The 12,125-nt window shown below is 69.5% G+C and carries 9 protein-coding genes and 1 pseudogene; 5 read left to right on the forward strand and 5 right to left on the reverse strand.

Annotated elements, in window-relative coordinates:
• The first annotated feature begins 100 nt into the window (after nucleotides 1–100).
• The 4 genes from FXF65_RS33955 (at nucleotide 101) to FXF65_RS33970 (ending at nucleotide 4,750) form a co-directional block, all read left to right on the forward strand.
• Nucleotides 101–1,441 (forward strand): PTS transporter subunit EIIC, encoded by a 1,341-nt coding sequence (locus FXF65_RS33955; protein ID WP_148354433.1) that lies wholly within the window; start codon nucleotides 101–103, stop codon nucleotides 1,439–1,441.
• 207 nt (nucleotides 1,442–1,648) lie between these two features.
• Nucleotides 1,649–2,392, forward strand: coding sequence for a GntR family transcriptional regulator (locus FXF65_RS33960; protein WP_148354178.1), 744 nt, complete (start codon nucleotides 1,649–1,651; stop codon nucleotides 2,390–2,392).
• Between the two features lie 216 nt (nucleotides 2,393–2,608).
• On the forward strand, nucleotides 2,609–3,982 hold the full coding sequence (locus FXF65_RS33965) for a PTS transporter subunit EIIC (RefSeq protein WP_148354179.1): 1,374 nt from the start codon (nucleotides 2,609–2,611) through the stop codon (nucleotides 3,980–3,982).
• Nucleotides 3,983–4,270: 288 nt separating this feature from the next.
• On the forward strand, nucleotides 4,271–4,750 hold the full coding sequence (locus tag FXF65_RS33970; RefSeq protein ID WP_148354180.1) for an Rv3235 family protein: 480 nt from the start codon (nucleotides 4,271–4,273) through the stop codon (nucleotides 4,748–4,750).
• Between the two features lie 72 nt (nucleotides 4,751–4,822).
• On the opposite strand, the gene FXF65_RS46325 is transcribed toward FXF65_RS33970, so the two are convergent.
• Both FXF65_RS46325 and secA read right to left on the reverse strand, forming a co-directional pair.
• Nucleotides 4,823–5,119, reverse strand: a complete 297-nt coding sequence (locus tag FXF65_RS46325; protein WP_378231267.1) for an SEC-C metal-binding domain-containing protein — start codon at nucleotides 5,117–5,119, stop codon at nucleotides 4,823–4,825.
• A 38-nt stretch (nucleotides 5,120–5,157) separates the two neighbouring features.
• Nucleotides 5,158–7,699 (reverse strand): annotated as a pseudogene (gene secA, locus FXF65_RS33975) (preprotein translocase subunit SecA); the annotation flags it as partial.
• Between the two features lie 285 nt (nucleotides 7,700–7,984).
• Here secA and FXF65_RS33980 point away from each other — a divergent pair.
• Complete coding sequence (locus FXF65_RS33980; protein ID WP_148354182.1) at nucleotides 7,985–8,323, forward strand: HGxxPAAW family protein; 339 nt, start codon at nucleotides 7,985–7,987, stop codon at nucleotides 8,321–8,323.
• 239 nt (nucleotides 8,324–8,562) lie between these two features.
• Here FXF65_RS33980 and FXF65_RS33985 read toward each other — a convergent pair whose 3' ends face one another.
• From FXF65_RS33985 to hpf, 3 genes are all read right to left on the reverse strand, one after another.
• The gene (locus tag FXF65_RS33985; protein WP_378231201.1) at nucleotides 8,563–10,014 is read right to left on the reverse strand and encodes a winged helix-turn-helix domain-containing protein; all 1,452 of its coding nucleotides are present in this window, start codon (nucleotides 10,012–10,014) and stop codon (nucleotides 8,563–8,565) included.
• A gap of 55 nt (nucleotides 10,015–10,069) precedes the next feature.
• A complete protein-coding gene (locus FXF65_RS33990; protein WP_222868892.1) occupies nucleotides 10,070–10,726 on the reverse strand; it encodes a response regulator in 657 nt (218 codons plus the stop codon).
• A gap of 486 nt (nucleotides 10,727–11,212) precedes the next feature.
• Nucleotides 11,213–11,866 carry a ribosome hibernation-promoting factor, HPF/YfiA family gene (gene hpf, locus FXF65_RS33995; RefSeq protein WP_148354184.1) on the reverse strand — a complete coding sequence of 218 codons (654 nt, stop codon included), beginning with the start codon at nucleotides 11,864–11,866 and terminating at the stop codon, nucleotides 11,213–11,215.
• Nucleotides 11,867–12,125: the final 259 nt, after the last annotated feature.

Here is a 12,125-nt window from a genome sequence, read left to right on the forward strand (position 1 = left end):
CACTCTCTGTGACGCGACGATCGCTGTTCGTTGACGCCCGGTTCAACTGGTCTAGTCCGGACTAGACCAGCAGGCACCATACTCCACGAATCGGATGAGAATGACAATGTCGGCCGGAACTCGTCAGGAACGGACGGGCCTCGGTGGCGCCTGGACGTCCGTGTTCGGCGTGCTGCAGCGGATCGGCCGCAGCCTCATGCTGCCGATCGCCGTGCTGCCCGCCGCCGGAATCCTGCTCCGGCTCGGCCAGCCCGACCTGCTCGGCGCGGACGGCCTCGGCTGGGACCGGATCGCCGAGGTCTTCGCCGCCGCGGGCGGGTCGCTGCTCGACAACCTGCCGATCCTGTTCGCGGTCGGCGTCGCCATCGGGTTCGCGAAGAAGTCCGACGGGTCGACCGCGCTCGCCGCCGTCGTCGCCTACCTCGTGTTCGACCGCGTCTCGAAGACGCTGTTCGCGCACAGCCCCGAGTTGAAGGGGGCGGTCGTCCAACTGGTCCGGCAGGAGGACGGCTCGCTGAAGGAGACGGTCGGCTACGGGCTCACGAACCCGACCCAGGTCCTCGGCGGCATCGTCGTCGGGATCATGGTCGCCCTCCTCTACCAGCGGTTCTACCGGGTCAGGCTGCCGTCCTGGCTCGCGTTCTTCGGCGGGCGGCGGTTCGTCCCGATCGTCAGCGCCGCCGCCGCGCTGCTGCTCGGCGTCGTCCTCGGCCTGATCTGGCCGGTGCTCGGCGGGCGCATCGACGCGTTCGGCGACTGGATCACCGGCGCGGGCGCGCTCGGCGCGGGCGTCTACGGCGTCGCCAACCGGCTGCTGATCCCGTTCGGCCTGCACCACATCCTGAACTCGCTGATCTGGTTCGTGTTCGGCACCTACAGGGGGCCGGACGGCGTCGTCCACGGCGAGATCAACCGCTACCTGGCGGGCGACCCGCACTCCGGGACGCTGCTCGCCGGGTTCTTCCCCGTGCTGATGTTCGGCCTGCCCGGCGCGGCCCTCGCCATCTGGCGGACGGCCCCGCCGCACCGCCGCGCCACCGTCGGCGGCCTGATGTTCTCCGCCGCGCTGACCGCGTTCGTCACCGGCGTCACCGAGCCCATCGAGTTCTCCTTCATGTTCGTCGCGCCGGCGCTGTACGGGATCCACGTCCTGCTGACCGGGGTGTCGATGGCCCTGCTCGCGGCGGCGGACGCGCAGCTCGGATTCAGTTTCTCGGCCGGGCTCATCGACCTGCTCCTGAACGCGACCAAGAGCAACACCCGCCATCTGTGGATGGTCGTCGCGCTCGGCGGGGTGTACTTCGTCCTGTACTACGCGATCTTCACGTTCGTCATCACGAAGTTCGACCTGCCGACGCCCGGACGGGAGCCGGAAGAGGACATGCCACCCGAGGCGCCACCGGACGAGCAGCCGGACACGCCCTCCGCACGAGGTCCCTGACCTGCGCGTACGCCGATCCTGCCGGACGAACGCCGTGATGTCGTCGTTACGAATTCGTGCATTGACAGGTGTTTTGAACCTGTGGTCTAGTCCGGCCTAGACCGGTACGAACCAAATCGAATAGCCCTGAACTACTGTCTAGCCCACATACCCGTCGTAGCCCGGCGAATCCAGTCGATCCGGCCCCCGGCCATCGAGGAAACCCCCGTGACGACCATCGACCCGCACAGTCCCGTCCCGAAGTACTTCCAGCTCCGCGCGATACTCCTCGACCTCATCGAGAGCGCCGAGCTGCCCGTCGACGCCCCGATCCCCTCGGAGCGCGAGCTGTGCGTCAGGTACGAACTGTCCAGGATGACCGTCCGGCAGGGCGTGGACCAGCTCGTCTCGGAAGGACGGCTGTACCGCGTCCCGGGCAAGGGCACGTTCGTCGCCAGACCGAAGATCGAGATGCCGCTCCGGCTCGTGTCCTTCACCGAGGACATGCTGAGCCGCGGGCTGCGTCCGGGCGCGATCGACCTCGACCGCCGGACCGTCCCGGCCGACGCGAGGCTCGCCCGGATCTTCGAGATCGAACCCGGGACGGAGATCCACGTCATCGAGCGGCTGCGCACCGCCGACGGGGAGCCGATGGCGCTGGAACGTGCCCACATCCTCGCCTCGCTCGCCCCCGACCTCCTGGACCGCAGGCTCGCCGACCGATCGCTCTACGGCGTGCTCGAAGCGGTCTACGGGCTGGTCTTCGACGCCGGAGACCAGACCATCGACGCCGGTCTCGCCGACGCGACCGACGCCAGGCACCTGCTGATCCCCCGCGGCAGTGCCGTCCTGCACCTGCAACGCCGCTCCTACACCGGAGGCGCGTGCGCCGAACTGGGCGTGTCGACCTACCGGGCGGACCGGTACCAGATCCACACCGCCCTGGGGAACCCCCCGGCGCAGCAGCCCTGACCCAGCCCCGCGAAACCCACCCCCGCATCCCCACCCCTGAGAAGTCCCACCCATGAGAAGTCCCCAGCCCGGAGAAGTCTCAGCCCTTGAGAAGTCTCAGCTTCTGAGAAGTCTCGCCCCTGAATAGTTCCGCCCCTGAAAAGTCCAGCCCCTGAGTAGTCCCGCCCCGACCAACACCCCTGAGAACTCCTGTAACCCCTGAGGAGGAACCTCGCGATGACCGCCACGACAGTGGACTCCGCGCCACGGCGCGGGTCGAGCATCCTCGCGGTGCTGCAGCGGATCGGCCGCAGCCTCATGCTGCCGATCGCCGTGCTGCCCGCCGCCGCACTGCTGCTCCGCTTCGGCCAGCCCGACATGCTCGGCAAGGACGGCCTCGAGTGGAACCGCGTCGCCGAAGTCGTCGGCAACGCCGGCAACGCGCTGTTCATGAGCCTGCCGCTGCTCTTCGCGGTCGGCGTGGCGATCGGCTTCGCCAAGAAGTCCGACGGCTCCACCGCGCTCGCCGCGGTGGTCGGGTACCTCGTCTTCGACCACGTCTCCAAGACGATGTTCTCGCACTCCGACGACCTCAAGGCGACCGTCCTCATCACGCAGATGAAGGACGGCCAGCCGGCGCCGACCATCGACTGGGGCGCCACGAACCCGACGCAGGTGCTCGGCGGCATCCTCATGGGCCTCACCGCGGCGCTGCTCTACCAGCGCTTCTACCGCGTGAAGCTGCCGACCTACCTGGCGTTCTTCGGCGGACGGCGCTTCGTCCCCATCGTCACCGCGCTCGCGGGCCTGCTGCTCGGCGTCCTGATCGGCTTCGTCTGGCCGGTGCTCGGCGGCTGGCTCACCGACTTCGGCGACTGGATCACCGGCGCGGGCGCGCTCGGCGCGGGCATCTACGGCGTCGTCAACCGGCTGCTGATCCCGTTCGGCCTGCACCACATCGTGAACTCGCTCATCTGGTTCGTGTTCGGCACCTACAACGGCCCGGACGGCGCCGTGCACGGCGAGATCAACCGCTACCTGGCCGGCGACCCCCACGCGGGCGGCCTGCTCGCCGGGTACTTCCCCGTCCTGATGTTCGGCCTGCCGGGCGCCGCGATGGCCATCTGGCGCGCCGCGCCGCCGCACCGCCGTCCCGCCGTCGGCGGCATCATGGTCTCCGCCGCGCTGACCGCGTTCGTCACCGGCGTCACCGAGCCGATCGAGTTCGCGTTCATGTTCGTCGCGCCCGTCCTGTACGGGGTGCACGTCGTCCTCACCGGCATCTCGATGGCGGTGCTGGAGGCCGCCGGGGCGAAGCTCGGCTTCGGCTTCTCGGCGGGCGGCATCGACCTGCTGCTGAACGCCTCGAAGGACAACACGAAGGGGCTGCCGCTCATCCTCGGAATGGGCGTCCTCTACTTCTTCGTGTACTACTTCGTCTTCAAGTTCCTGATCGTGAAGTTCAACTTCGCGACTCCGGGACGTGAACCCGAGGGCGAGGAGTCGAGCATCGCCGACCCGACCGCCGACCCCGAGCTCGCCGGCAGCGGCAGCACCGACGGCGGCGGGAAGAAGCGCGCGAAGCCGCAGGACTCCCCTGCCAGCGGCTGACCGACCCCGGGTGACCGCGCTCGCGGCGCCCTCCCCCCGGGCCGGTCCAGCCCACCGGCCCCGCTCCCGGGCCCCGGCGCCCCCGCACCCGTCCGGGGCCCGCTCCCAGAAGGCGGCGGGACGCCCCAGCGTCCCGCCGCCTTCTCCCATTCCCAGCGTCCGGCCGGTTCGCTTATCGCTTTGGCGGCGGATAATCGGCCTGTTCGGGGTTTTCCGGCCTTAGTCGGCCAGGACGTATTTTTCGCGGCTCTCGCGACTCCTGTCATGAACCGAGACAGGAGGTCTTTCATGCGGCGACGTACGGACAAGCCCGCTGCGGTGCGATTCGTCCGGTACCGTCCGATGCCCGCCACCCGGGGCGCGCTGGCGCTGCGGCCCGCGCCGCCCCGGACGCACCCGCCGCGGCCGCCGGGGCTTCGCCTGGTCCGTCCGGCGGACGGGGTGGAAGCCGAGGTCAGGGCCGTCGCGGATGCCGCCGTACGGTTGATCGTGGAGGTCCTCGCGGGCACCCGTCCGACGCACCAGCTCTCCCTGGTGGCCGTCCCCGCGGTCTGCCGCGAGCTGCTCCACCGGGCCGCGCCGAGCCTCGCCGGGCGACGGGTCGTCCCGCCGAGGGTGCTCTCGTGCCGGACGCAGCGTCCCGCCCGGGCGATCGCCGAGACGACCGCCGTAGTGGTGATCGCGGGACGGGTCCACGCCCTGGCGCTGCGCCTCGACCACACCCGGGGCCGCTGGCGCTGCACCGCCCTCGAAACGACCGCCCGATAGACGACGGCGGCCTCCCGGAAGTCCGGGAGGCCGCCGTCGAAACGGTGCTACGTGCGAAGCGGTGCTACGCGGCTACTTGCCGCGGCTGCGCGGGTCGCCGTGGCAGCGCTTGAACTTCTTGCCCGAGCCGCAGGGGCACGGGTCGTTGCGGTTCACGCCCGCGTACTCGTCGTCGACTTCCTCGCTGTGGTGCTCGACGCCGCCCTCGCCGTCGACGGTCGGAGCCGAGTACTCCAGCTTCGTCGGACGCGACGGCTTCTCCAGGCCCTTCGCCTTGATGGCGGGGGCCTCCGCGGGGGCCTCGTCGACCTCCTCGACGTCGTCCAGCGAGAGGGTCTCGACGTCGCCCGACGACTTCGCGACCGACACGGGCGCGGCGCCGACGACCGGGGCGTCCGCCTGCTCCTCGACCTGGACCTCCAGGTTGAAGAGGTAGCCGACCGACTCCTCCTTGATGCCGTCGAGCATCGCGTTGAACATGTCGTAGCCCTCGCGCTGGTACTCGACCAGCGGGTCGCGCTGCGCCATGGCCCGCAGGCCGATGCCCTCCTGGAGGTAGTCCATCTCGTAGAGGTGCTCGCGCCACTTGCGGTCGAGGACGTTCAGCACGACGCGGCGCTCCAGCTCCCGCATCACCTCGGCGCCGAGCTCCTCCTCGCGCTTGTCGTAGCACGAGTGCGCGTCGTCGCGGATCTTCGCGGCGAGCGTCTCGGCGTCCAGGCCGGAGATGTCGCCGTCGGCGGCGTCCTCGACCAGCTCGTCCACCGTGATGGCGATCGGGTAGAGCTGCTTGAACGCCTTCCACAGCTTGTCGAGGTCCCACTCCTCGGCGAAGCCCTCGCCGGTGGCGCCCGCGACGTAGCCCGCGACGACCTCGTCGATCATGTTGCGGACCTGCTCGTGGAGGTCGGCGCCCTCCAGCACCTTGCGGCGCTCGGCGTAGATGACCTTGCGCTGCCGGTTCAGCACCTCGTCGTACTTCAAGACGTTCTTGCGCATCTCGAAGTTCTGCTGCTCGACCTGGCTCTGCGCCGACTTGATCGCGTTCGAGACGATCTTCGACTCGATCGGCTGCTCGTCCGGGATGTTCAGCCGGTTCATGATCGCTTCGACCCGGGCGGAGTTGAACAGCCGCATCAGGTCGTCCTCAAGGGACAGGTAGAACCGGGACTCGCCCGGGTCGCCCTGGCGGCCGGACCGGCCGCGGAGCTGGTTGTCGATGCGCCGCGACTCGTGCCGCTCGGTCGCGAGGACGTACAGGCCGCCGCTTTCGACGACCTCCTCGTGCTCGCCCTTCACGGCCTCCTTGGCCTTCTCCAGCGCCTCCGGCCAGGCGGCCTCGTACTCCTCGGGCGTCTCCAGCGGGGACAGCCCGCGCTGGTGCAGCTCCAGGTCGGCGCGGAAGTCGGGGTTGCCGCCGAGCATGATGTCGGTGCCGCGGCCCGCCATGTTCGTCGCGACGGTCACGCCGCCCTTGCGGCCCGCCTCCGCGACGATCGCCGACTCCTGCTCGTGGTGCTTGGCGTTCAGCACCTGGTGCGGGATGCCGCGCCGCTTGAGCATCTTGCTCAGCTTCTCGGACTTCTCCACGGACGTGGTGCCGACGAGGACCGGCTGGCCCTTCTCGTGCCGCTCGGCGATGTCGTCGACGACGGCCTCGAACTTGGCCTGCTCGGTCTTGTAGACGACGTCCGCGACGTCCTCGCGGATCATCGGCTTGTTCGTCGGGATCGGCACGACGCCGATCTTGTAGGTCTTGTTGAACTCCGCCGCCTCGGTCTCGGCGGTACCGGTCATCCCGGACAGCTTCGAGTAGAGGCGGAAGTAGTTCTGCAGGGTGATCGTGGCGAGCGTCTGGTTCTCGTCCTTGATCGCCACGCCCTCCTTGGCCTCGATGGCCTGGTGCATGCCCTCGTTGTAGCGGCGACCGTGGAGGATTCGGCCGGTGAACTCGTCCACGATCAGGACCTCGCCGTTCATGACGACGTAGTCCTTGTCCCGCTTGTAGAGCTCCTTGGCCTTCAGGGCGTTGTTCAGGAAGCTGACCAGGGGCGTGTTGACCGAGTCGTACAGGTTGTCGATGCCGAGCCAATCCTCGACCTTCTCGACGCCCGACTCGGTGATGCCGACCGTGCGCTTCTTCTCGTTGACCTCGTAGTCGCCCGGGCCGTACTCGTCGACCTGGCCGGCGGTGCTGACCAGTTCGGCGCGCTTCAGGCGCGGGGAGATCTTGGCGAACTCGCCGTACCACTTGGAGTTCTGCTCGGCCGGTCCCGAGATGATCAGCGGGGTCCTGGCCTCGTCGATCAGGATGGAGTCGACCTCGTCGACGACGGCGAAGTTGTGGCCGCGCTGGACGCACTCGTCCAGGCTCCACGCCATGTTGTCGCGCAGGTAGTCGAAGCCGAACTCGTTGTTCGTGCCATACGTGATGTCGGCCTCGTAGGCGGCGCGCCGCTCCTCGGGCGTCATCTGCGCCAGGACGACGCCGACCTCCAGCCCGAGGAACTGGTGGACGCGGCCCATCCACTCGGCGTCACGTTTGGCCAGATAGTCGTTGACCGTGACCACATGGACGCCGTCGCCGGACAGGGCGTTCAGATAGGCCGGCAGGACGGCGGTGAGGGTCTTGCCCTCCCCCGTCTTCATCTCGGCGATGTTGCCGAGATGCAGCGCGGCCCCGCCCATGATCTGGACGTCGAAGTGGCGCTGCCCGAGCACGCGTTTGGCGGCCTCGCGAGCGGTCGCGAACGCCTCGGGGAGCAGGTCGTCCAGGGTCTCGCCGTCGGCGAGGCGTTCTCGGTACTTGTCGGTCAGCTCGCGCAACTCGGCGTCGCTCATCTCGAGGAAGTCCTCCTCGATCGAGTTGACCTGATCCGCGAGCTTCTTGAGCTTGCGCAGGGTCTTTCCCTCGCCCGCACGAAGGATCTTGTCGATGACTGGCGGCACTCTCGAAGGCTCCTTGCAGATCGTGGTTCACCGCTCCAGGCGGTGCGCACACCACACGTACGATGCCCATCGTAGGCGAGACCCAGAATGGTCTAGGTCACTCCGCAGCGCAATCCACAACGGGCCCCGTTTGACATTCCGGGTGCCGGAGAGGATCCCCCACAGCAGTCGGAGGGAGGCGCTGTGTCCGAAAATTCGCAGTCAGGAGAGCCGCGCACGGCCGGAGCGGACGGCCCGGGAGGGTCTCAGAAATCCCGGGACGAGCAGTCGCCGCACGGTTCGCACGTGGTGCACGAGCCGCACGGCTCGCACGCGGGCGCGCTGAGCTCGTGGTTCGCCGTGGCCGTCATCTTCGCCGGGTTCGTCGTCGGCGGCGTCGCGGTGTGCCTCGGCCCCCTGTGGATCATGTTCTGGGTGGGCGTCGGCGTGGTCGTGCTCGGCGTGGTCATCAGCGGTTTCGTCCACTTGTTCGCGGACGTGGTGGTGGACGCGCCCCGCGTCATCCCGGAGATCGTCGACTACTCGCTGTTCGGCAGGCGGACGGCGAGGCGGCGCGGCGGCGCGGGCGGCGAGGCTTTGGACCGTCCCATCGCGACCGATCCCCAGCACACCCCGCACGGCTGACGTTCCGGACGGAGATCAGAATTCCCCGGAATTGGAGCATGTCTTTCGTCGCATAACAACAAGCCCGAAACCCGCTCCATTCCCAGGCTCCCCCGAGCCGCCCCCGAAATCCCCGCCCCGGAATGTCACTCCAAGCATCCCCTCTACCCCCGAGCGTCACCAAACCCCCGCCGCCGGCTCGCCCCAAGGGGCCGGAGGCGGGGCACGCCACCCCAAACCGGGCACGTCCGGGAGGTGTGTCAGGAAGGGGCGGCGTTCTTCAGGGCGGATTCGAGGACGTCGCGCGGCAGGTCGGAGCGTTCGACGCGGACGTCGTCGCAGCCGACCCAGGAGGCGGCCCGCCACAGCGCCGTGGCGAGCGCCGCGGCGGACGACTCCGACCGCGACGGCGTGCCGGTCGCCCGAGCCTCCATGGAGACCTGCCGGGCGATGAGGGTGCGGCCTTCCCTGGCGGGGTCGACCCGTCCGAGCAGACGGCCCCCGACCAGCAGCGGCATCGCGAAGTAGCCATGGACCCGCTTCGCCTTCGGGACGTACGCCTCCAGGCGGTGGTCGAACCCGAACACGCGGGACGCACGGGCTCTGTCCCAGACGAGCGAGTCGAACGGTGACAGCAGCGTGGTGGCATGCCTGCCACGCAGGCCCGAAAGTTCGGCCAGCGCGTCGGGGTCGGCCCAGGCGCGCTGCGTCCAGCCCGCGACCTTGACCGGCACCAGCCCGGTCGCCTCGACGACCTGCTCCACCTGGTCCTGCTTGAGCCGGTAGTAGTCGGCGAGATCGGCCCGGGTCCCGACGCCGAGGGCCCGTCCGGCACGGGCGACGAGCGCGGTCAGGCAGGCGTCGTCGTCAAGCTCGCGCGCGAGCAACTCCGCCGGAACGGCTCTCTCAGCCAGGTCGTACACCCGCCGCCAGCCGACGCGCTGGACGCAGACGACCTCGCCGATGTCCAGCAGCCACTCGATGCCGATCTTGTGGTCGCTCCAGTCCCACCACTCGGCGCTCGCCTTGGCCCCGCCGAGCTCCTTGGTGGTGAGCGGACCGTCCGCCTTCAGCCGGGCACGGATCTCGTCACAGACCCCTTCGGGCACTTTGTGCCAACGCCACCCCCGCCGCAGGTACGCCCGTCGACGAAATGCGAACAAAGGCCAGTCGCCCAACGGCAACACCGAAGCCGCATGCGCCCAATACTCGAACGTCCCAAGCCCGTCCCAACGACCGGTCGCTCCAGCACGTCGTCCAGCAGACGGGCCGGAAACGGCGCCACCGGCTACTCCGCCCGCAGCAACGCCACCGGCTACTCCGCCCGGAGCGGCGCCTCCGGCACGCCCGCCCGGAGCGGCGGCGCCGGCACGTCCGCCCGGAGCGGGCACGCGGGCAAGCCCGTTCGCAGCGGCGGCACCGGCCTGTCCAACCGGAGCGGTGATGAGACGTCCGGCGGGCCGGGCTGCGGTGCTGGCGGCTTGGCCGCTGCCCCAGTAGGCGGCTTCGATGGCGGTGCGGCCGACCGGACCCAGGCGGGCGTAGGGGACGAGTTCGTGGGAGCGCGCGAGAACGGAGATCGTGTCGAGCTGGACGGCGCCGAGCCGTTCCAGCATGGCCGGGACGCCGCCCTTCGGGCGCGCGCCGATGAAGCCCTGGGCACGCAGCTGGAGCCGCCGTGCCTCGTCCGCGGTGAGCTCTGCCTCGATCACGTCCGCGATGCTACGGCACGACACCGACAAAAGCGGATTGCCGGTCGCGACGGACTCAGGTGATCTCCAGCAGCTTCTCCCGGACGGCGTACACCACGGCCTCCATCCGGGAGTGGAGCTGCAGCTTCTCCAGGATGTTCCGGACGTGGTTCTTCACCGTGTTCTCGGAGATGAACAGCTCCCGGGCGATCTCCCGGTTGCCGAGGCCGCGCGCGACGAGCCGCAGCACCTCCATCTCGCGCTCGGTGAGGCGCGGCGCGGGGACCTGCTGGGTCCGCTCCTCGCTGCGCTTCGCCAGCGCGGCGAACTCGGTGATGAGCTTGGACGCCATCGACGGGCTGATCAGCGACTGCCCGCCGTGCACCGCGCGGACCGCCTGCGGGACCTCGTCGATCGAGATCTCCTTGAGCAGGTAGCCGCTGGCCCCCGCCTTGATCGCCTCGAAGAGGTCCTCCTCCTCGTCGCTGATCGTGAGCATGACGATCTTGGCGCTGGGCGCCGCGTCCTTGATCGCCGTGCACGCCTCGATGCCGCTGCGGCGCGGCATCCTGATGTCCATCAGGACGACGTCCGGCAGCAGGTCGCCGGCCATCTCGACAGCCTCGTGCCCGTCGCCGCCCTCGCCGATGACCTCGATGTCGCTCTCCCCCTGCAGCACCATCTCCAGGCCGCGGCGGAACAGCGCGTGGTCGTCGACGATGAGCACGCGGATCGGATCGGCGGGCTGGGCCGCCGCAGGGCCGGCGGGGGTTGCGCCGGCCTGACGGGGTACCGCCGCGGCGTCGCGAGCCTCGGGATTCTCGCTCACCAGAGTCGCGGCGTGGAGAAGACGCCGCTTCCCCCCTTCAATCTTCAATATTCAGCACTCAGCGATCTGCGACCGCCGGAGGGTTGGCTGCTCTCCGACGGTGTCGTTCTGGGGAACCTACGGGTTCCGGGGACGGACCCGGGGGATTTCGGGCCGGGGTGTCCTCCGGTGAACTGCTGTGCGTCCCGGGAGGTTCCCGGGTGCCCGCCGCGGATCCGGAGACCCGGCGGGACCGCCGCCGCGGCGCGGGGCCGGGCCTGGCTCCGGGACGGCCGAGTGGCGCTCGGCGCCGCACCGGACCCTCCCCCGGACCACCGCGTCCGCGGTTCGGCTGGTACGCCTTTTCAGATCATGGCATGGTTCGGACGGTGACGTGACGCGAGTGCCGCATCACTCTTCGACGAGCCTGATGACTCCGTAGTCCCAGCCCCGTCTCCGGTAGACGACGGACGGGTGCCCGGTGGCCTTGTCGCGGTACAGGAAGAAGTCGTGGCCGACGAGCTCCATCTCGAACAGGGCTTGCTCGATGCCCATCGGCTCGGCCTTGTGGAACTTCTCGCGGACGACGACGGGGCCGTCGCCGTCCATGGGGATCGGGACGATGTTCTCGTCCGGCGAGACCTTCACGGCCTCGGGTTCGTCCCTGACGGGCGGAGCGGGTCGCGTGACGGGCGCCGGGGGTTCGGGGAGCGCCTCCGGGAGCGGCTCCATGGTCGCGAGCTTGGCACGGCCCTTCCCGCCGTGCCCCTTGCGCCGTTCGGAGTCGCGGCGCAGGCGTGACTCCAGCTTGTCGAGCGCCAGGTCGAGGGCGCCGTACCGGTCGTCGGCGGCGGCCTCGGCACGGATCACCGGGCCTCGGGAGCGGATCGTCAGCTCCACCCTTTCGCGCTGGTCGGCGAGCCGTGGGTTGCGTTCCTCGGACACCTCCACATCCACGCGGATGACCTTCTGGTTGAGCCGCTCGATCTTGGCCAGTTTGTTGTCGACATGCCGACGGAACCTGTCGTTGACATCGGTGTGCCGGCCCCTGACGGTGATGTTCACGCGGGGACCCCCCTTCTCCCGGTTGCGTTTCCGGCCGGCCGGGGATCTCCTGTCCGCCCCGGACGGCACCACAGGACGGTGGGTCGCACCCGCCCGGCCGACCTGGTCTTCGTCCCCACATCCGCCTGCTGAAGGCCTCGCGGCGCTTTCGCCACTACTGCCCTTCTCCCTGCGCGGGGGATGTCGGATCCCCCGCCGGGGCAGGACTTACCTCTAAGGCGCACCGTGATCGGTCGACGAGAAGTCGCCTTACGTGGGC

The sequence above is a fragment of the Actinomadura syzygii genome (assembly GCF_008085905.1).
Taxonomy (GTDB): Bacteria; Actinomycetota; Actinomycetes; order Streptosporangiales; family Streptosporangiaceae; genus Spirillospora; species Spirillospora syzygii.